This window comes from Paenibacillus aestuarii (assembly GCF_027789125.1).
Classification (GTDB): domain Bacteria; phylum Bacillota; class Bacilli; order Paenibacillales; family NBRC-103111; genus Paenibacillus_E; species Paenibacillus_E aestuarii.
Genome location: NZ_JAQFVF010000033.1, coordinates 257239 through 276995, shown reverse-complemented (window position 1 = coordinate 276995; position 19757 = coordinate 257239). Strand labels below are relative to the sequence as shown.

General features: G+C 48.7%; 19 protein-coding genes and 1 riboswitch. Of the genes, 4 read left to right on the top strand and 15 right to left on the bottom strand.

The genetic code is table 11. The features are described from left to right. Window positions 1-52: 52 nt before the first annotated feature. Together ppnP and tkt are read right to left on the bottom strand one after the other, a co-directional pair. The gene (ppnP, locus tag O9139_RS16435) at window positions 53-370 is read right to left on the bottom strand and encodes a pyrimidine/purine nucleoside phosphorylase (protein WP_270880543.1); all 318 of its coding nucleotides are present in this window, start codon (window positions 368-370) and stop codon (window positions 53-55) included. A gap of 83 nt (window positions 371-453) precedes the next feature. Then, on the bottom strand, window positions 454-2475 hold the full coding sequence (tkt, locus tag O9139_RS16430; RefSeq protein ID WP_270880542.1) for a transketolase: 2022 nt from the start codon (window positions 2473-2475) through the stop codon (window positions 454-456). Window positions 2476-2687: 212 nt separating this feature from the next. Here tkt and O9139_RS16425 point away from each other — a divergent pair, with 212 nt between their 5' ends. After that, the gene (locus tag O9139_RS16425) at window positions 2688-3995 is read left to right on the top strand and encodes a DUF1800 domain-containing protein (protein WP_270880541.1); all 1308 of its coding nucleotides are present in this window, start codon (window positions 2688-2690) and stop codon (window positions 3993-3995) included. Between the two features lie 16 nt (window positions 3996-4011). Then, window positions 4012-5247 (top strand): DUF1501 domain-containing protein, encoded by a 1236-nt coding sequence (locus O9139_RS16420; RefSeq protein ID WP_270880603.1) that lies wholly within the window; start codon window positions 4012-4014, stop codon window positions 5245-5247. A 14-nt stretch (window positions 5248-5261) separates the two neighbouring features. Here the strand turns inward: O9139_RS16420 and pdxR are convergent, their stop codons facing one another. Beyond that, complete coding sequence (gene pdxR, locus O9139_RS16415; RefSeq protein ID WP_270880540.1) at window positions 5262-6683, bottom strand: MocR-like pyridoxine biosynthesis transcription factor PdxR; 1422 nt, start codon at window positions 6681-6683, stop codon at window positions 5262-5264. Between the two features lie 108 nt (window positions 6684-6791). On the opposite strand from pdxR, the gene O9139_RS16410 reads away from it, so the two are divergent. Continuing rightward, complete coding sequence (locus O9139_RS16410) at window positions 6792-7334, top strand: pyridoxamine 5'-phosphate oxidase family protein (protein ID WP_270880539.1); 543 nt, start codon at window positions 6792-6794, stop codon at window positions 7332-7334. A gap of 197 nt (window positions 7335-7531) precedes the next feature. Here O9139_RS16410 and O9139_RS16405 read toward each other — a convergent pair whose 3' ends face one another. From O9139_RS16405 to O9139_RS16395, 3 genes are all read right to left on the bottom strand, one after another. After that, the gene (locus O9139_RS16405; protein ID WP_270880538.1) at window positions 7532-7951 is read right to left on the bottom strand and encodes a hypothetical protein; all 420 of its coding nucleotides are present in this window, start codon (window positions 7949-7951) and stop codon (window positions 7532-7534) included. A 124-nt stretch (window positions 7952-8075) separates the two neighbouring features. Further along, window positions 8076-8945 carry a formyltetrahydrofolate deformylase gene (gene purU / locus O9139_RS16400; RefSeq protein ID WP_270880537.1) on the bottom strand — a complete coding sequence of 290 codons (870 nt, stop codon included), beginning with the start codon at window positions 8943-8945 and terminating at the stop codon, window positions 8076-8078. A gap of 89 nt (window positions 8946-9034) precedes the next feature. Continuing rightward, window positions 9035-10162, bottom strand: coding sequence for a deoxyribonuclease IV (locus O9139_RS16395; protein ID WP_270880536.1), 1128 nt, complete (start codon window positions 10160-10162; stop codon window positions 9035-9037). A 129-nt stretch (window positions 10163-10291) separates the two neighbouring features. Here O9139_RS16395 and O9139_RS16390 point away from each other — a divergent pair, with 129 nt between their 5' ends. Next, complete coding sequence (locus tag O9139_RS16390) at window positions 10292-10720, top strand: DUF2621 domain-containing protein (protein WP_270880535.1); 429 nt, start codon at window positions 10292-10294, stop codon at window positions 10718-10720. A gap of 192 nt (window positions 10721-10912) precedes the next feature. Here the strand turns inward: O9139_RS16390 and O9139_RS16385 are convergent, their stop codons facing one another. The 9 genes from O9139_RS16385 to O9139_RS16345 all read right to left on the bottom strand — a co-directional run bounded on the left by O9139_RS16385 (window position 10913) and on the right by O9139_RS16345 (window position 19745). Then, window positions 10913-11128 carry a hypothetical protein gene (locus tag O9139_RS16385; RefSeq protein WP_270880534.1) on the bottom strand — a complete coding sequence of 72 codons (216 nt, stop codon included), beginning with the start codon at window positions 11126-11128 and terminating at the stop codon, window positions 10913-10915. Between the two features lie 181 nt (window positions 11129-11309). After that, window positions 11310-12332, bottom strand: a complete 1023-nt coding sequence (locus O9139_RS16380) for a copper amine oxidase N-terminal domain-containing protein (protein ID WP_270880533.1) — start codon at window positions 12330-12332, stop codon at window positions 11310-11312. Between the two features lie 94 nt (window positions 12333-12426). Beyond that, the gene (locus tag O9139_RS16375) at window positions 12427-12609 is read right to left on the bottom strand and encodes a hypothetical protein (protein WP_270880532.1); all 183 of its coding nucleotides are present in this window, start codon (window positions 12607-12609) and stop codon (window positions 12427-12429) included. 70 nt (window positions 12610-12679) lie between these two features. Beyond that, window positions 12680-12767, bottom strand: a riboswitch (cyclic di-GMP riboswitch). Window positions 12768-12834: 67 nt separating this feature from the next. After that, entirely contained in the window at window positions 12835-13365 is a 531-nt protein-coding gene (locus O9139_RS16370; RefSeq protein WP_270880531.1) for a VanZ family protein, read from the bottom strand. A gap of 32 nt (window positions 13366-13397) precedes the next feature. Continuing rightward, complete coding sequence (locus O9139_RS16365; protein WP_270880530.1) at window positions 13398-14411, bottom strand: hypothetical protein; 1014 nt, start codon at window positions 14409-14411, stop codon at window positions 13398-13400. Between the two features lie 55 nt (window positions 14412-14466). After that, window positions 14467-15840 carry a sugar phosphate nucleotidyltransferase gene (locus O9139_RS16360; protein ID WP_270880529.1) on the bottom strand — a complete coding sequence of 458 codons (1374 nt, stop codon included), beginning with the start codon at window positions 15838-15840 and terminating at the stop codon, window positions 14467-14469. Window positions 15841-15856: 16 nt separating this feature from the next. Beyond that, on the bottom strand, window positions 15857-16888 hold the full coding sequence (locus O9139_RS16355; RefSeq protein WP_270880528.1) for an SDR family NAD(P)-dependent oxidoreductase: 1032 nt from the start codon (window positions 16886-16888) through the stop codon (window positions 15857-15859). Further along, window positions 16869-18239, bottom strand: coding sequence for a UDP-glucose dehydrogenase family protein (locus O9139_RS16350; protein WP_270880527.1), 1371 nt, complete (start codon window positions 18237-18239; stop codon window positions 16869-16871). The genes O9139_RS16355 and O9139_RS16350 overlap by 20 nt, the downstream gene beginning before the upstream one ends. Window positions 18240-18269: 30 nt before the next feature. Next, a complete protein-coding gene (locus O9139_RS16345; RefSeq protein WP_270880526.1) occupies window positions 18270-19745 on the bottom strand; it encodes a lipopolysaccharide biosynthesis protein in 1476 nt (491 codons plus the stop codon). Between the last annotated feature and the right edge of the window lie 12 nt (window positions 19746-19757).

Sequence of the window (19757 nt, the reverse complement as noted above, 5' to 3'; positions counted from 1 at the left end):
TAGATCCAAGTTCGGCGACATACGATCCGAACTTCCGAGGTCTCCGATGTCTTTACTCGCTGATGTAAGAGCAGATATAGTCGCTCACGGTTTTCACGTCGAGCTTGAATTTCGAATTCGCCGGCACGGTGAATTCGCCTTCGCCGCTGATCGAGATCCACTCGCTGCTGCCCGGCAGCAATACGTTCAATTCGCCGGACTGAATTTCCATAATTTCTTTCAAGTCCGTACCGAATTCATACTCGCCTGGCATCAGAATACCAAGCGTTTTCTTAGTGCCGTCTGTGAAGATCACCGTGCGGCTCGTCACTTTACCGTCGAAATATACGTTGGCTTTCGTTACTACCGTTACATTCTCAAAGCTGGACATCGTTCAATTTCCCCCTCATATGGACTAAGCTGATTGTAGATGCGCGCCGCCCCTCTCCCGGGTACGGCGCGCCCATAACACAATTAAGACAACAGAGCTTTCACACGGGCAACTACGTTCTCAGGCGAGAAGCCGTATTCTTTCAGGACGATATTCCCAGGGGCGGAAGCGCCAAAAGTGGAAATGCCCAGGATCGAACCTTGGTCGCCGACGTAGCGTTCCCAGCCAAGCGGGAAGGCCATTTCGACAGCGAGGCGCTTTTTGACTTCCGGCAGGATGACGGAATCTTTGTACGCTTGCGGCTGCTTCTCGAACAGCTCCCAGCTCGGCATGCTGACAACGCGCACGTGGATGCCTTCAGCTTGAAGCAATTGCTGCGCGGCTACCGCGAGCTGCACTTCAGAACCAGTCGCCAGGATTTGCGCATCCGGCTTGCCGTTAGCCGCGTCGGATACGACGTAAGCGCCTTTGCTGAGGCCTTCGCGAGCGCCTGTAACCGAACCTTCGAGGATCGGCAGGTTCTGACGCGTAAGCACCAGGGCAACCGGCCCTTTTTGATTCGTCAGAGCATAGCGCCAAGCCTCGGAAGTCTCGTTGCCGTCAGCCGGACGCAGCACGGTGATGCCAGGGATCACGCGCAGCGCAGGCAGTTGCTCGATCGGCTCATGGGTCGGGCCGTCTTCGCCGACAGCGATACTGTCATGCGTCAGGACATACACAACCGGAAGCTGCATCAAGGCAGCCAGACGGATGGATGCGCGCAGGTAGTCGGAGAACACGAAGAACGTTGCGCCATACACGCGAACGCCGCCGTGCAGCGCCATACCGTTCATTGCTGCGCCCATGCCGAACTCACGCACGCCAAACCACAGGTTGCGGCCCGCATAGTTGCTGGCGCTGTAGTTCGACTCGCCTTTGATCATCGTATTGTTAGAGCTCGCTAGGTCAGCAGAACCGCCGATCAGCTGCGGCAGCTTGCCCGCTACAGCATTGATCGCGTTGCCGGAAGCGGCCCGTGTCGCAAGCGGCTTATCCGTCGTTGTGTATGCCGGAAGCTCGGCATCCCAACCCGCTGGAAGCTCGCTGCTCACCGCCGCGGTGAACTGATTGCCAAGCTCAGGGTAAGCCTTGATGTAATCAGCAAGCAGGCTGCTCCAAGCTTGCTCCGCTTTAGCGCCTTCCACTTTGATTTCATCGTAGTGTGCTCTAACTTCGTCCGGAACGAGGAAGTCCGGCTCTTCTGGCCAGCCATATGCCGCTTTCGTCAGCTTCACTTCTTCGCCGCCAAGCGGGGAACCGTGAGGGCCTACGTGACCGCCTTTGCCGCCTTTGTTCGGGGATCCGAACCCGATCGTAGTTTTCACTTCGATCAAAGTTGGGCGCGTCGTGTCCGCTTTCGCCTCAGCGATCGCCTTGGAGATCGCCGACAGGTCATTCTGCTCTTCCACGCGCAGAACTTGCCAGCCGTAAGCTTCAAAACGCTTTTGCACGCTCTCGGAAAAAGCCATATTCAATTCGCCGTCAAGCGAAATATCGTTGGAATCGTAAAGCATGATCAGCTTGCCCAGCTTCAAATGGCCTGCGAGGGACGCCGCTTCGGAAGATACGCCTTCCATCATGTCGCCATCGCCACAAATCGCATATGTATAGTGGTCAACGATCGGGAAGTTCTCTTTGTTATAAGTCTCTCTAAGGTGCGCTTCAGCCATTGCCATACCTACAGCCATGCCAACGCCTTGTCCCAGCGGACCTGTCGTCGCATCGACACCAGGTGTGTGGCCATACTCAGGGTGTCCAGGGGTTTTGCTGCCCCATTGGCGGAAGTTTTTGATCTCTTCGATCGGCAGATCGTATCCGCATAGATGAAGCAAGCTGTATAGCAGCATGGATCCGTGGCCCGCAGACAAAACGAAACGGTCACGGTTGATCCAATGCGGATTCGCAGGATTGTGTTTCATATGCTGCTTCCACAGCACGTAAGCCATTGGCGCAGCGCCCATAACCATTCCGGGATGGCCGGAATTCGCTTTTTCTACAGCATCGATACCGAGTGTGCGAATCGTGTCGACTGCCAGTTGCTCGATTGTTTTATTAGTTGCCGTCATAAGTACTTAATCCCTCCAATTTGCTCTCTATATTTGTGTCTGGACTGCTTGTACTTGCTAAAAAATTTGCATTTTTTGTCGCTTGCCTAATTGTACCATTTGCTTTCAGCGTTTGCCACAATAAAGCACTAAAACGGGGGCTCCGTTCTTCATTTCAAGGGAGCGCGTATGATAGATATATAGAAATTGAGCGATCAGGAGGCACGCACGACATGGGCAGCGCATGGACCGAAAAAGAGATCAACCACCTGCTGGGCCGCACCGCCTTCGGCGCCACCGATGCTGACATCGAAGCATCTCTGTCCTTGGGCAAAGAAGCAGCCGTCCGCAGGCTCGTAGATGGGCTGCCGCTGCAAGCCCCGTCCCGGACCATCGCACCGATTGAGCAAGTGCAGCTGGACGGCAAAGCTTTAGTCCCCGGCAAACTCCAAGATGAACAAGCGTATTGGCTGTACCGGATCCTTCAAAGCGATACCCCGCTGATCGAGAAGATGGCCCTATTCTGGCACGGCCATTTTGCCACCTCTTATGCCAAGGTTCAAAAAGTCTCCTTGATGGTCCGACAGATCGAACAATTCCGCCGGCTCGGACTCGGCTCCTTCGGCGACCTGCTGCTCGCCGTCGGAACGGATCCCGCCATGATGATCTGGCTGGATACAGAGCGCAATGTCAAAGGTAGTCCTAATGAGAACTACGCAAGAGAGGTCATGGAGCTCTTTACGTTGGGCCGAGGCCATTATACGGAAACGGACGTCAAAGAGGCTGCCCGCTCTTTAACGGGATGGGACTATGAAGAGGACAAAGATCAAGCGGTATTCCGGCCGGAGCGCCATGACAACACCTTGAAAACTGTGCTTGGTAGCCAGGGCAATTGGGATGAGCGCGATGTGTCCGACATTATATTGAAACAGCCAGCCTTGTACGACTATTTATCGTTAAAGCTGCTCCAAGCTTTTGCCTGTGAGAATCCCTCCCCTTCTTGGCGTACGCGGATTGCCGCCCGACTTCATCAATCTTTGCAAATTAAGGATGCATTATACGAAATTTTCATCTCCGATGAATTTTATGAGGAAACCTGCTTGCGAGCGCTCGTCAAATCGCCCGTGGAATACGTTGCCGCCTTGGCTCGCACGCTGCTAATTCCGCTTACGCGCCAGATGGCGGATGCCCTGCCCGGCATGGGGCAGGAGCTGTTCGCTCCTCCCGATGTGGCCGGCTGGAGAGGCGGCAGGGACTGGCTGGCGACCGATTATTTGCTGGCGCGGTTCCAGCATGCGGAACGCATGGTGCGGCTTGTCCAGCGGGAATGGTTCCTCGCCGACCGTTCCAAGCCCACGGCTGCGGTGCCGATTCAGGAGCGCCTGCAGCTCTGGAGCCGCAAGCTGCGTATCGCGCCGTTGTCGCAGGCAGCCATAGAGGAGCTGGCCGCATTTTCTCGCGAATCGCTCGTCTTGACGGATGCCGTGATGCGCCAGCTGCTGCTTATGATGATCATGTGCCCGGAGAATCAATTGAAGTAAAAGGATGTGAAGCGTGATGCGGATGACGCGAAGGGACTTTTTGAAGCTCAGCGCAGGGGTAATCGCCACCTTAAGCTTTGGAGGCACCTTGCTGGCGACCGAGAAAGGGCGAGACATCCTGCGCGGGGAAGCGGATTTCAAATACCGCCGCAGGACGCCTGTCCTCGTGGTCGTCCAGCTCTCCGGCGGTAATGACGGCCTGAATACCGTCATCCCTTACGGGTCCGGCGCCTATTATGACGCCAGGCCTGGATTAGCCTTGCAGCAGCACGAAGTGCTTGCGCTCAACGAGACGGTGGGCCTCCATCCCGCACTGGCGCATCTGCAGCAGTATTATGAGCAAGGCAAGCTGGCCATTATCCAAGGCGCGGGCTATCCGCAGCCCGACTATTCGCATTTTCGCTCCATGGAGATTTGGCAGACGGCCAAGCCGGAGGAGCTCCATGCAAGCGGCTGGCTGGGGCGCTACATCCAGTCTTCGCTGCCCGAGCATCAACTGCCTGCCGTTCAAATCGGTGGCTTTACGAATAAAGCGTTCAGCGCACCTGGCATCAATGTGCCGTCGATCGAATCGCTGGGCAGCTTCTACGCGCTCAGCAGCCAAATTCCCGCCAATGACCATAAGCGGATGACGTCCGCGCTGATGAAGATTTATCAAGACAAGCCGGAGCATGAATGGCTGCGCATCTCGGCAACTCAGGCTTTGGCTGCGTTCCAAAGTATGGAGAGCGTCCAGTCCATGGTCAGCGCCTATAAGAGCGGCGTGTCCTACCCAAAGGGCAGCTTAGCCAGCCGGCTGCAGCTGATCGCCAAACTGGCCGCCGCTAAGTCGGGGACGCGGGTGTATTATGTCGAACTTGGCGGCTTCGACGATCATGCCAATGAGAAAGAGCAGCATGCCGGTACGCTGAGGGAACTGGACGAGGCGCTGCATGCTTTTTACACGGACTTGCAAGCGCAAAGGCTTCATCGGGATGTCGTGACGATGGTGTTCTCCGAATTCGGGCGGCGGCTGAAGGAAAACGGGAGCGGCGGGACGGATCATGGCACGGCTGCGCCGGTATTTGTACTGGGAGGCGAAGTAAAAGGCGGACTTTACGGCGAGTATCCCAGCTTGGCGAAGCTCATTCATGGCGATCTGAAATATGAAGTGGATTTCCGCTCGGTTTACTATACGCTGATTGAGGACTGGCTCGGGGGCGATGCGACAAGCACGCTCGGCGGAAGCTTCGAAAAGCTGCGGTTCATCTAACGCTGTCCAGGTGCTCAGCCCTGCGCTGGAAACCAGCTTGCTCCCAAACGCAGGATCCCCTCCCTGATCATCTCCTCGCTCAAGCTTGCGAACCCCAGCAAAATGTAGCTGTCCGGGCACGCCTCCGGGTCCATCCAATGGATTTTGGGGGTGTACACCTTGACCCCTTGCCGCGCAGCAAGTTCAATCAGCTCAGCGCTGCTGCGATTGTAGACGTTCAACAGCAGATGAATCCCTGATTTCTGCCCGATGATGTCTACACGATTCCCGAGATGCTCCTGAATAGCGCGGATTAAGGTTTTATGCCGGAGCTGATACAGCCGCCTCATTTTGCGGACATGCCCTTCGAAGTACCCTTTTTCCATAAAATGGTAAACAGCCACCTGCAGCGTGGGCGAAACGGAGCCGCTGTAAGCTTGCATGACCGTTCGGAAGGAGTGCGCCAACGACTGGGGCAGCAAGAAATAGCTCAGGCGGGCGCCCGGCAGGAATGATTTCGAGAACGTCCCTAGATAGATCACGCGATCCCCTGTATCCATCGCCTTTAGCGCCGGAATTGGCTGGCCCTGGTACCGGAACTCGCTGTCGTAATCGTCTTCGAGGATGTAGCCGTCGTTGTTCGCTGCCCATTGGAGCAGCTGGACTCTCTTTTGCACGGACATAACTGTCCCAATTGGGAATTGATGCGAGGGCGTCACGTAAATCGTCCGCGCTTTGCTGGCCTGCAGCAGATCCACAGACACACCATCGTGCTCCAGCGGGATTGGCATCACCTCACGGCCGTGATTGGCAAGCACGACTCGCACGCCATGATAGCCCGGCTCTTCCATAGCCACTTGCGGGGACAAGGGCAGCAGCTGACAGAGCAGACTGATCGATTGCTGCGTCCCTGCACTGAGAAAAATTTGCTCCGGCCCGCACAGCACCCCGCGTGACTGATACAAATAGCTTGCGATTTCTGTCCGCAATCCTGCATGCCCCTGCCGATCGCCGTACCCATAGACATCGTTGGTCAGATCGTCCAGCGCATCCATCAAGCACCGCTTCCACTGTTTCACCGGAAAATGCGCCAACTCGACGTCCCCGTATTCAAAATCGATCCAAGCTTCCGTGCACTTATCCGGCGCTTGAGCCTCCCGGGTGGGCGGTGCTCCGGCAACCGCAGTGTGGCCGGGTACAGGCAGCCTCTCCACAGGGAGCACAAAAAGCCCGCTGCGCGGCTTGCTGTGAATATAGCCTTCCGCAAGGAGCTGCTGATACACCATTTCCACCGTGTTTTTGCTGATCAGCAAATAAGCAGCAAGCTGCCGGATCGAGGGCAGGCGGTCATTTTCACTGATCACGCCGGATTCGATCTGTTTTTTCATATAGGTAAAAAGCTGCTGATAAACAGGAACCCTACTTGTTTTATCAATCTCGGGCGTTATACTGATCACTTGTCCCACCAACTGTCCCTATAGAATTTCATGTATCTGTATCTTTGTATGTGGACAGATTACATTTACACTCATAGTAACACATGACCTGAGAGGAGAGCCAAGACAATGTTCCCTATTCGCATGCAAAAACGCGCTTGCACCGACACAGCAACCATCCAGCACTTTCTCGACCAAGCCCGCACAGGATTTCTTGGTTTATCGTCCGATGATCATCCCTACGTAGTCCCGCTCAACTTCGTATGGAAGGACGAGGCGATCTATTTTCACGGGGCTGCAGGAGGAAGGAAGATCGAAGTCATCCAGATGAATCCGCAAGCCTGCTTCACGGTCAGTGAAGAGTACGGCACGATTACCGATCCCGTACCGGCTAATACGGACACCGCTTATATGAGCGTGATGATCTTTGGCACTGTCGAGCGGGTGAGTGATATAACGGAAGCGACCGCAGCCATGCAGGGCATGCTGAACAAATATGTGCCAGGCTATTATGATAAGCCACTTGCACAAAGCCATCTGGAGCGTTACGTTTCCTCCATGGGGAGTAAAACGGCAGTATTCAAGCTGGTCGCTTCTTCCCTGTCCGCGAAGGAGAGAGAAGTCGAGGCCGGACACATGTTCTATCCAGGCAGGAGCATTCATAGCCAGTAATGCACAAAAACCGCGTATCTCTTAGTGAGAATCGCGGTTTTTCATAGTCGTCATAAACCTTCTTGTCAGCCAATTCGTAAGATGCAGCACAATTTATAGGCTCAGCCACGACCAACCATTAGGATGGTTCGCTCCAGCATCAATAGTCGACGCACGCTCCTGAGACCGTATAGCGCCATTTTCATATCCTCATCCCCCTATTGCTTTCGAAAAATAAACATACCGGCAAGCATGGGAATAACCATGACCAGACCGCAGGTCAATGAAGGTATTGGCAGATGCGTGGAAAAGATTGCGGCAAACTCCCCCAGAAAACCGCCCACAAGGAAAATGATTGCTGTTTTGGTCTTGTCTGCGCCAGCCCTGGCATGAAACCAGGCATCCCATACACAGAAGGCATAAAAGCCCGGATAAAATAAGAGGTGCTGGTAATCCACCGCCTTTAATGCCTCTGCATGAGCCCCGTTAAAATCCAAATGTATCGCCTTATTGATCGAGCCGAATACATTATCATAATGTTCAATAATTAAAAAAACGACACCTTTCACAAACTGATTGTTATACATCTGACCCACACCTGGCATCAGCATGGAGAATAAGGCGGCGATACTTCTCATCGCAGTTGACCTACTTTCAAGCTTTGTCTCCTCATTATATCCATCGTTTGCAACTAATTTACATATATTCCCATATTGGGGTAAAAAAAAGACCAAATCCGCTGCAGGACTTGGTCTCTTTCCATCAATTAAAAACAACCGTCTTATTGTTGTGCACAATAATTCTGTCTTCCACGTGCCAGGCTACCGCCCTGGCGAGAACGATGCGCTCGATATGGCGGCCGATGCGCTTCAAGTCTTCCACGTTGTCACGGTGGCTGACGCGCTGAACGTCCTGCTCAATGATCGGGCCGCCGTCCAGCTCGTCGGTCACGTAGTGCGCCGTCGCGCCGATGATTTTGACACCGCGGTTATGCGCTTGCGCGTAGGGCTTGCCGCCGACGAAAGCCGGAAGGAACGAATGGTGAATGTTAATAATCCGATTCGTGTAATGCTTGATAAAGGACGGGGACACGATCTGCATATAACGTGCCAAAATAATCGCATCAACCTTGTCACCAACGACTTCCAGCTGGCGGCGCTCTGCTTCCGCCTTCGTATCCGCTGTTACCGGGATGTGATGATACGGGATGCCGAAAGGCTCCACCAGCTCACGCATATCCGGGTGGTTGCTGATGACCATCGCGATGTCCGCATTCAGATCGCCGGCGCGCCAGTGCCACAATAGCTCCAGCAGCGCATGATCCTCCTTCGAGACGAAAATAGCCAGACGCTTCTTCTGGCTGGCCAGCGAAAGACTCCATTCCATGGAGAACTTGTCAGCCACATGGGAGAAATCCCGCTTCAGCTGCTCGGCACGATCTTCTAGCTGCGGCAGATCGAACTCGATGCGGATAAAGAACATGCCGCCCTCCGGATCCATCGTATACTGATCGGATTGCACGATGTTCGCGCCATACTCGAATAAAAATTGCGAGACCGCCGCTACAATACCCGGCTTGTCCGGACAAGATATGAGCATTCTCGCTCTGTTGCTATCGTTTCTTCGTTCCATGTTATCCCCCAACCTCATAGATCTCTATATGTAGTGAAACCCTGCAAAACGCCGGTAACTCGGTCGTTTCACAGGGATATTCAACGCAGTTACGCTTGCTTCAATACTTCTTTACCCGCCAGCCATACAGTCAATCGCTGATTCAACTGCTCCTCGCTCAGATCAGGAAGCAGGCGCTCCTCGAACAAAATATCGTACAGACGTTCCATCGGCTCGCGGCCGTCCGCTTTCTTCGCTTTCGCGTCATTCTTCAGCAGCTCCCACGTCTTCAAGACGAAATCGCGATGATGGATGTCTTTCTTGGTGAAGAGATGATCGATGCGTTCCACATGATCCAGGAACTCGCCGCCGAAGCGTCCGTTTAAGTTGCCGGACAACAGAGCAATCTCCGCTTCGTACATCGGGCGCTGCGTCTTGTCTTCTTTCCCGATCCACGGCGTCTCGAGGATCATCGGCAAGTGCTGCAGGCTCTCGTGGCGCACGATATTATTCATCGCGTCGAAGCCGATCCAGCCTGAGCCTACTGGCGCATGGCGGTCTTTACTGGCGCCGCGCGGGTTCTTGCTGTCATTCAAGTGAATGACAGCCAGCTTGTCCAAACCGACGGTACGGTCGAAATGGTCCAGCACGCCATCCAGATCATTGATAATGTCGTAGCCCGCGTCGTGCACGTGGCAAGTATCGAAGCAGACAGTCAATCTGCCGTTGTCTTCGACCTTGTCCATGATCATGGCAATTTCATCGAAACTTCTGCCGATCTCCGTGCCCTTGCCGGCCATCGTCTCGAGCGCGATATTGACGTTCGTGTCCTTCACGCCCGCCAGCACTTCGTTCAAGCCATCGGCAATGCGCGCAATGCCGTATTCCGCGTCCTTATCCGTGTAAGCGCCCGGATGCAGCACGATATTACGTACGCCCAAGTAATCCGTGCGGCGAATCTCTTCCTGCAGGAAGCGCACCGCTAACTCGAACGTATCTTCTTTATAAGAGCCCAGGTTAATAATGTAAGGCGCATGCACGACGATTTCGTTCAATGCATGCTTGTCCATCAAAGCTTTGCCTTCTTCAATAAACTGCGTCTCGATCGGCTTGCGGCGCGTATTCTGCGGCGCTCCCGTGTAAATCATAAATGTAGATGAGCCGTAGGAAACGGCTTCCTCTGCTGCATTTAAAAGCCCTTTATCTGAAAAAGAAACGTGCGAACCAATTTTAGGCATATCTGAAATACTCCTTTACGAGTGGTCACTACATCCTCCTATTTTACCCGTATTGTCGCAAGAAATCTAGAAATTTGCTATAATTCTTCTCAGATATACACGTTTAACAGTGAGGTGGTTAAATCTGCGATGAGCAACGACCTATTCATGTGGTTCATTATATTCTGGGTCTGTGTCCTGCTGTTCTTCATGTCCGTTGGCGGGTACTTCATGTTCCGCAAGTTTCTGAAGGTACTGCCTAAGGAAGATGGCAAATCCAAGCTCGACTGGCAAAATCATTACGTCGACAGCTCCCGACATCTATGGACCGAAGATTCCAAGACGTTCCTCGATCAGCTTGTATCCCCGGTGCCGACACCGTTCCGGGATATCGCCAAGCACTCCATCGCCGCAAGGATCGGGCAGGTGGCCCTCGAGGCCGGAGCATCGGAAGTAACGCGGGAACATTGCATTGAAGGCTACATACTAGCGACACCGCGACGCGACTACAAGAGCCTGACCAGCTTCCTGGAGAAGGAGCAGATAGATTTTAGCGCGTATAAGCACCTATTGAATTAACAAAAGCGTCCACCTCGGCGGTGGGCGTTTCATTTTGTTTATGTGTAAGCGCTTACTTATCAGAGCGAAAAAAAAACAATCTACGGAGCTGCTGTGAATGTTACGGCTGCAATGATCGCCGCTAACCCAAGCAACAAACAAAGACTGCTGATAAACCATCGTCTCCAGGCGTACCCTGCCACCTGCACCACCTCACACCGTCAAGGCCATAGCTGAATACGCGTAGCAATCCTGACTGATACCGAGCACATCCATATCCTCTTCACCATTCTCTTTATTCGCGCATTCTTTGCAGAAGCATAGAGGTATCGTTGTTTTGAAATAACCGGTTTTAAAAACCTTTTCTGCATTATTCAAAGACAATAATGTATTGCATTCGACACAAAATACCAAATTCACATTATTCATCAAACATCCCCCTCAACATCGAAACAATTGTCGCTTCGTGTTACATTATGTATTATATATTTATTATATGATACAAATCGTAACTTATCAAGGGGTTTTCATGAAAATACTGAAAACGCAAAAAAACCGGGGGCTTTTCATCATGAAAAGTCCCCCGGCGGTTGAACTGGCTTCCTGGCTGTTAATGAACCACGCTCCGAATCGGATCGCTCTCGTCTTGATAAGCCTGTTTATAGGAATCAATAACGCTCGTATCGTATTGGTTCGATTCTAGCTTGGATTGGGTGTCACTAATGATTTGCGCAAACTTGCTGTCGGATTCCGCTAATTTGGAGATGACTTGCTGTTTGATCGCTGCTTTAGCTGCAGGATCATTCGCATGATCCAGATAGTCTTGATATAAAGCGGTAAACGCAACCCTGTCCTCTTCCTTCAATTGCTGAAGCTTCGCTTCCGCTGCCGACGTGATCGAATCATACGACGGATTCGATGTCGATGGTGCGCCTGCACCTCCGCCACCGCCCGCACTTCCGCCGCCTACGGCAGGAGTCGTTGGAGCTGCTGGCGCTGCTGGTGCCGCCGGTGTGGCTGGCGGTGTCACCGGTTTTACTTCAGGCTGCTTCGGATCTGTGCTTGCAGCGGTATTCGCGGACACACTGTAAGTGTCCGGGTCCCAGTTGATCGTTTTTCCGACCGATTCCGAGAAGAAGCGCATGGGAACGTACAGACTGCCGTCAATAATGTAGCTCGGCAGGTCTCCGCCGATTTTCTTTTCTGCACCATCAAATATAAAAGAAACGTTCTCTTTATACGCCTGCAGCGTACTTGGAACGAGGCTGGATTTATCGATTTTAGCGATATTCGAGTTCTCAACCCGCGAATTCATTTTATACTCATCGATCGTGACCTTGTCCGCATCCTTCGGCTCCGAAACCGAAACCGTGTACGAATCGCCATCCCATTTCACCGCTTTGCCCAGGGAATAAGAGATGAATCGCAGCGGCACATAGGTGCTGCCTTCATAGATAAACCCCTGCTGCCCTTCCGGCGGCGCATACTCCTTCCCGTCAAACACAAAATGCATAGGTACTTGGTACACGCTCACTTCAACAGCATCCTGCGCTGCAAAAGCTTGCGTGCTGATCCCCATAACCAATGCTGCTGTTAATCCTACTGCTGCTTTCACTTTACGACTCGCTTTCATGACTGGCACACCTCATATTCAATGTATTCATGTAATCTAATATGGCTTTATCGCCATAAAAAAAGCGCCCATAAGGGCGCTTGGACTACCATTGTTAAGTTAAGCAAATCTTTCCTATCATTTCACTCTCTTCATCGTAGTTTAGCATCTCATCGTCACGCTTCGTGTCCAAGAACATGGCTTCCGCTTTCTGATCTGCTCGCTTGGCCGTTACGAATAAACAAAGAAAAAACAAACTAACGACGAACCAAATGATCGACAGAATAAGTAACCACATGATCATCTACCTCCTAAGAAAAATGTGCGTACATGTACTTGTTCTACATAAAATCACACGGAGGCCCGTATCCGGTAGCTGGCTGACATGTTGGGAAGCCCAATGTAGTCCCTCTAGCTTTGCGTCACTGGTTTTCACCAGCTTTGCCATTATCGTACGATTTATGCGCATATCCATTAATAGGATAATTGTAGCAAATAAAGTTAACAAAAGCTATACGATTCTCTACCATTCAGCTGCTTTTCTTTTGCGCATCACTCGCACGGCCAAAGATAAAGAATGATAGATGAGAATCCCTAACGCCGCCCCCACCGTATCCAGAACGACGTCTGCAGGTCTTGACGTTCTCCCTGCAATGAAGCTCTGATGATATTCGTCCGAAGCCGCATACGCCGCACAGAGGAGCACACTGTAGAGAAAATTCCAGCTAACTGCCCAACGCGTCAGAGCCTTAAAGAGACGGGTGGTCAGCAATCCTAGCAAGCCATATATCGTTAAATGAGCAAACTTGCGAATGAAGAACTCGACGAATGAACTGGGACTCCCTGACTTCAAACTTACCTTCTGAGAGCCGTAATTAAAGCTTGTGCCAGAGAAATAGGTTTTTATCGCTTTATCGGAAACTTCCTTCTTAATCCATGGCGTAATATCCTGCTGCTGATGGGTTTGCGACGATAAGCCAAAGATGATGCCGCAGCAAATAAGCACCGGAATCAAATACAATAGAACCTTCAGAGCGCTTGGTTGTCCTGACAAGTTGAATCACCTACTATTCTTATACCCTTTTACTACTTATTTGAAAAAGCTTTCTCGATTTGCGCAATAGCGCCGTTCTGCGCGCTTTGCTTCATTGCATGATAGGCTTGCTTCCAGCCATCGATCTCTCTAGAGTCGACTCCTGCTTGCGTCGCATCCGCTAGAATTCCGTTAAAGCCGGAGTCGCACCTAGCTTCAGCATCGACAAACTTTTGCATGAACATACCTTGCAGCTCTTTCAAACCCAAATCTTTATTCGCCTTCTTCGCACCTACCACATTGGAAACTAGACTATTAATGTCGCCTTGGCAGCTCGTTTTCAGCGACTCCAGCTTAGCCGTGTAGACAGCAACGACAGCAGGATCCGAAGCAGGCTGCGGCCGGCTATCCGGTGTTGGCGATGGTGATGCTGGTGTTGATGTTGATATCGGTACTGTTGCCACCTCTGCGGGCTTCTCTTCCTGATCTTTGGCAGGAGCACTGTGTTCGGCTTTTTTCTTGTCCTGCAGTTCCTTCTGAATTCTTTTCCGCTCCGCAGGATCTTCCACGCCTACCATTTCGATGGGGTAGTTGGGATCCAGAATCAGAAGACCTTTCCCATATGGTTTGGTGATTGAGCGCAGCGCTTTAATCTCATCTGGGGAGAGTTTGGAAAGAAGCATATCCCGAATCTTCTGCTTCTGCTCATTGGGCAGATTATTATCCGCTTGGCCTGTCAAATAATAGACCTCTTTCAAGCTCAAGCCGGCTTTCAATAGAATGGCTGCTACATCCAATGCGTCCTGTGTCTTAATAGGTTTGCTCGCGAACTGATTTGCTTTATCGACGGGCGCCGTCAAAACGGAGGGCAGCGTCTGTTCCTTTTTCTCATTAGCTTGTTCTGACGAGGACTGACTCTCCGCTTTTGTTGAGGAATCCGGTCCTGAACTTTGTTGGACTAGATGCCTTTGCAAAATATCGTCAACTTGTATGGAATGAATTTGATAATAAAAGACAGAGGCAGCTGTTAGAACAAGCAGTGCACATGCACTACTTATACCTAACAACCACCTCTGCCACCGTTTCAAAGACTTCAAATACTTCAAGGGCTTCACCCGCTTCTTATAGCTTGCTTAAACAATGATTTTTAATCTCATCCCAGGTCATTAACAATCGGCTAATATCCTCTTCGACGAGCTCACTGCCGCTTTGCACCTCAATAAACTCCAGGTCCGAACTCGCTCTAACGGCATGCTTCGTACCGACAGGGATATGCCAGACGTCCCCCGCTTTAACCGGAATCAAGCGATCATTGATCACAATGTCGCCCTCCCCTTTCGTGAACGTCCACACTTCGCTTCGCTTGTAATGAATTTGATAACTGGAATTTTTACCGGCTGTAATGCAAATCCGCTTGGTCAACACTTCTTGCCCCGGGCAATGCCGTGAATAATCCAGCACTTTATACCAGCCCCAACGCCGCTCTTCATACATAGGTCTTTCATCATAACTGCCCAGAATTTCCTTAATCCGAGGGCTCGCGCTCTTCTCGGTGACGAGAATGCCATCCGCACTTGCGGCAACGACAACATTTGATAAACCAAGCACCGTAACAGGAATATCCAACTCATTCACGATATGGGTATTCGACGAATCTGAGCTCATCATGCCTTTGCCCATGACATTCGCTGCCATCTCTTCCGTTAGCGTGTTCCAAGTACCCAGATCCTTCCAATACCCATCATAAGGAAGCGTCACAATATGATTCGCTTTTTCAACGACTTCGTAGTCAAAACTGATCTTATCCAGCCTGCCATATTGCTTGAGGAGCTCTTCATATTGAATTGGGAGACCTTTCTCAATCAGCAGATTAATTAAATAGTCCAATTTAAAAGCAAAAACCCCACAATTCCAAAGCGCATCTTGTTCGATCAAGATCTTCGCTTGGTCTTCTTGGGGTTTCTCTTTAAAATGACTTACTTTGACATACGAATGGCCGGCGACCTGATGCTCGGGAATGATATAGCCATATTTGGAAGATGGATACGTAGGCTTCACGCCAATCAAAGCAAGATCCGCATCGGATTGTGAGATGGCGCCTTCAAGCTCTTTTACCTTTTCAAAAAAACCGTTCTCCACATAAGGATCCACTGGTAAAATAACGACAACTTCGTTTAGGCTGGTTTCCCTCATGGAGTATAAATAGGTTGCTGCCAAAGCAATCGCTGGAAACGTATCTCTTCGCTCCGGCTCTACAATGAGGGACACGTTATTCCCCAGTTGGCTCTGGATCATATCTACTTGCGCGTTTCCCGTGGCAATCACCGAGTCGTGTTCCAAACCTGCAGCCTGCAGCTGGCCCCAAACCCTTTGAACCATCGATTCATGGTCGTGCTGTTGATTGTCCAGTACTTTGAGAAACTGCTTAGAGCGAGAGTCGTTTGATAAAGGCCATAAGCGTTTGCCTGAGCCGCCAGATAATAAAACCAGCTTCATAGAATCCCTCCTCACACTATTTCACTTTATAATACTCACAATACCAATCCGTAAATCTTTGTAAGCCTTCTTGTATTGAGGTCTTAGGCTTAAAATCTATAGCTTTTTCTAGTAATTCAGTTGAGGCATAAGTTGCAGGTACGTCACCCGGTTTTATCGGTTCGAATGATTTTTTAAATATAACTTCTCTTCTTAATGAATTGCTCAAGCACTTCTCTAAAGTTTCAATAAAAGTCATCAGTTTCTCAGGCGTGTTATTTCCAATATTAAAGACTCTATGAAGAGCATTATCTTTAGTGTTAGGAGGGTTACCAAGAAGTCGTTCAATTCCCTCTACAATATCATCGATGTATGTAAAATCACGATACAAATCTTGGTTGAAATCACCATTGTTAAAGATCTTAATTGGTTCTTCAGAAAAATATTGCTGTGTGAACCCAAAGTAAGCCATATCAGGCCGTCCTAATGGCCCATATACAGTAAAAAATCGGAGCCCAGTCGCAGGAATTTGATAAAGATGGCTATAGGTATGCGCCATTAATTCATTTGACTTTTTTGTTGCGGCATAAAGTGATACAGGACTATCCACTATGTCTGTTTCCTCAAATGGGACTTTTTTATTGGCCCCATAAACCGAGCTTGAAGAAGCATAGAGAAGATGAGCTACTGGATAATGTCTACAAGCCTCAAGTATGTTATAAAAGCCAATGATATTGCTGCTTATATAGGCATCCGGGTTCTCAATCGAATACCTCACACCGGCTTGTGCTGCCAAGTTAACAACAATATCCGGCCGATACTCCTCAAAAACCTGATTAATCATGAGCCTATCTGCGATATCAGCTTTGATAAAAGTAAAGTTCTCAAAAGGCTTAAGAACATCTAGTCGTGAATTCTTAAGGTTTACATCATAATAGTCATTGATATTGTCAATTGCTATTACTCGACATCCTTGATTTAAGAGTCTCTTAGATAGATGAAATCCGATGAACCCTGCAGCACCGGTGATTAAGAATGTTTTATTTGTATCAAGAGTATTGATATTCAATCTTTTTCGACTCCCTTGTTTCTTCTTTACTTGCAGGCTTTCTTCCAACTGAATGATACTCTACCCCTGCCTCTTGCATTTGCGCAACGTTGTAGATATTCCTTCCGTCGTAAACCAGAGGAGTCCTCATTAGATTCTTATAAATTAGGGGGGATAATGCTTTCACCTCTCCCCATTCAGTGAAAATAAAACAGACGTTTGCTCCTTCTAAAGCCTTTTCAATATCATTAACATATGTGATACTACCCTTTCGATTCTTACCATCCGGATATGCCTTAGCAAAGTTTTCCGCGCCAACAGGATCATATGCATACACGTCTGCACCTTGCTCCAGTAACAAAGGAATATTCTCAAGAGACGCTGCTTCTCTCAAATCATCTGTTCCTGGCTTAAACGTCAGTCCAAGTACCGCTACCTTGAGGCCATTAAACGTGATAAGTCTTTTACTGGCCTTCTTATATAAGATCGTCTTTTGCTCTTTGTTAACTTCAATAGCTGCCTTAACAGTCTTTAACTCATATCCCTGTTGCCTAGCAATATACTCCAATGCCTTGGTATCCTTAGGGAAACATGACCCTCCATAACCAATGCCGGCATTTAAAAACTTGCTTCCAATTCGATCATCGAAGCTCATTCCCCTTGCAACATCCTGAATATCTGCTCCCACCAACTCACAAAGGTTCGCAATATCATTCATATACGATATTTTAAGTGCAAGGAAATCATTAGATGCGTACTTAATCATTTCAGCTGATCTCCGGTTGACTGAAACTATAGGCAAATTAAAAGGCTCATAGATCTGCGTAAGCATCTCTTGAGCCCATTTACTTTCAGTCCCTATAATAATTCGTTCTGCATGCAATGTGTTATGGACAGCGGAGCCTTGCGCTAAAAATTCCGGATTTGAAGCCACTTCCACATTCACATCGTTAACTAGAAAATCTCGGATAAACTGCTCCACTTTATCATTAGTACCAATCGGAACAGTTGATTTCACGACAACTAAACAATCCTTTTCTAAAGACTCCGCAATTTGTCTTGCAACTGTTGCTATGTACGATAGGTTCGCAGAACCATCCGGTTGTTCTGGAGTACCTACACCAATAAAAATTGCATCCGCATCCCTGTAAGCTGATTGATAATCTGTCGTGTAATTGATCCGTCCTTCTGCATAATTCTTCTGCATCAGCTCTTCCAAGCCAGCTTCATAAATCGGAGATATACCAGACTTCATTAAATCTACTTTATTCTCATCAATATCAACACAGGTGACCTGATGCCCGACCTCAGCAAAACATACACCTGCAACTAAGCCGACGTATCCAGTTCCTGCTACAGTGATTTTAAACATGTGTGCTCACCTTCTTAATTGAAATTAATGTCAATATGATTTAGCGGAAACTCTTCGAGATCTAGTCTTTACTGTTTTCGAAACCATGCCTGATAAGTACTTAAAACTATCGAGTTTCAACACAAAAGAACCACCGACATAAATTACCACACCACATAGTATTTGCAATAGCAGTGTCACCGGTACTGGAAGGTGAATCCAAGTAATAGTATAAATACTCCCTCCCATTACAACCGATAATGCTAATGAAGGTGCTAAATCACGAAATTGTTCCATCATAGTATAATTCATAAGTTTTTTGTTAGGTATCATATTTATTATCATTGAAATGCCTGCAAAAATAGCATTCGATACCACAATTGCATAGACACTAATATTCATGCTAACCAAAAGCATTGATATACCAATAATTTTTTTTATTATTTCGAGCCTCACAAGAAGATCACTTCGTCCCAATGCCTTAATTGCCTGCCAATTAGCAGTTTGCATTGGTTGGAATAACCAATAAACACAACATATCTGTAGATATGGCACAGAAAACAGCCATTTTTCCGTCAATAAAAACAATATTAGAGAATGGGCTACACTCATCAGTCCTATCATAAGTGGGAAAATTATATATGATGTGGTTTTCATAGCCCGACTTGTTAAAGATTTTAAACGAAAAATATCGTCATTGCTCTCTGCCATTACCGGAAATACAACTTTACCAATAGCCGTATCAATATTGGTAATAAGAAGACCAGGCAACTGATTCCCCCTATTATAATAAGCCAAATCGGCCATTGTATAATACTTACCAATTATCAAACTTCTTAGCTCTCCGTAGGTAGTATTAATAAAGTTGGCTGCAACCAGTTTCCACCCAAATCCCACCAGAGCTTTCGCAGAATTTATGGAGAACAGTAATTTGGGTCTCCATTTAACGATAAAGAACAACACAATTGTATTAACTAAACTATTAATTAAGTATTGCGCCACTAATGACCACATACCCAAACCGCAGTATGCCATTAATACGCCAGTTAAACCAGAAATTATTGTACCACCTAGTGTAGAAAAAAAGAATTTCTTGAACAGCATTTTTTTTGAAACATACGCTTGTTGGACTGTACCAATAGAAGTTATCGGTATTATCAACGCAAGACTTCGTAATACCCATATTAATTCATCATTTCGATAAAAATGCCCAATATCAGGGGCAAAGAGAAATAAAATAACATATAAAAATAAAGACAGAACAAGACTACAATAAAAAACTGTAGAGAAGTCCATATCATCTGCATCTTTTTTTTGAATCAACGACTCTCCAATTCCAGTTGATACAAATACATTTGCTAAATTAATAAACACTATTACCAATGCAATAATGCCATAGTCGCTTGGCATAAGTAGTCTTGCAATTATAATCGACAAAACAAATGATATACCTTGCGCCATAACTCGCTCACTAAAAGCCCAAAACATACTAGAAACAACTTTTTTCTTAAGACTGTTTTCTCCCATATTATCCCCTCA

Bases quoted from the DNA above. Each gene is read 5' to 3' on its own strand.
- ppnP (WP_270880543.1), bottom strand. From the start codon at position 370: ATGTCCAGCTTTGAGAATGTAACGGTAGTAACGAAAGCCAACGTATAT.
- tkt (WP_270880542.1), bottom strand. From the start codon at position 2,475: ATGACGGCAACTAATAAAACAATCGAGCAACTGGCAGTCGACACGATT.
- O9139_RS16425 (WP_270880541.1), top strand. From the start codon at position 2,688: ATGGGCAGCGCATGGACCGAAAAAGAGATCAACCACCTGCTGGGCCGC.
- O9139_RS16420 (WP_270880603.1), top strand. From the start codon at position 4,012: ATGCGGATGACGCGAAGGGACTTTTTGAAGCTCAGCGCAGGGGTAATC.
- O9139_RS16410 (WP_270880539.1), top strand. From the start codon at position 6,792: ATGTTCCCTATTCGCATGCAAAAACGCGCTTGCACCGACACAGCAACC.
- O9139_RS16405 (WP_270880538.1), bottom strand. From the start codon at position 7,951: ATGAGAAGTATCGCCGCCTTATTCTCCATGCTGATGCCAGGTGTGGGT.
- purU (WP_270880537.1), bottom strand. From the start codon at position 8,945: ATGGAACGAAGAAACGATAGCAACAGAGCGAGAATGCTCATATCTTGT.
- O9139_RS16395 (WP_270880536.1), bottom strand. From the start codon at position 10,162: ATGCCTAAAATTGGTTCGCACGTTTCTTTTTCAGATAAAGGGCTTTTA.
- O9139_RS16390 (WP_270880535.1), top strand. From the start codon at position 10,292: ATGAGCAACGACCTATTCATGTGGTTCATTATATTCTGGGTCTGTGTC.
- O9139_RS16385 (WP_270880534.1), bottom strand. From the start codon at position 11,128: ATGAATAATGTGAATTTGGTATTTTGTGTCGAATGCAATACATTATTG.
- O9139_RS16380 (WP_270880533.1), bottom strand. From the start codon at position 12,332: ATGAAAGCGAGTCGTAAAGTGAAAGCAGCAGTAGGATTAACAGCAGCA.
- O9139_RS16375 (WP_270880532.1), bottom strand. From the start codon at position 12,609: ATGTGGTTACTTATTCTGTCGATCATTTGGTTCGTCGTTAGTTTGTTT.
- O9139_RS16360 (WP_270880529.1), bottom strand. From the start codon at position 15,840: ATGAAGCTGGTTTTATTATCTGGCGGCTCAGGCAAACGCTTATGGCCT.
- O9139_RS16350 (WP_270880527.1), bottom strand. From the start codon at position 18,239: ATGTTTAAAATCACTGTAGCAGGAACTGGATACGTCGGCTTAGTTGCA.
- O9139_RS16345 (WP_270880526.1), bottom strand. From the start codon at position 19,745: ATGGGAGAAAACAGTCTTAAGAAAAAAGTTGTTTCTAGTATGTTTTGG.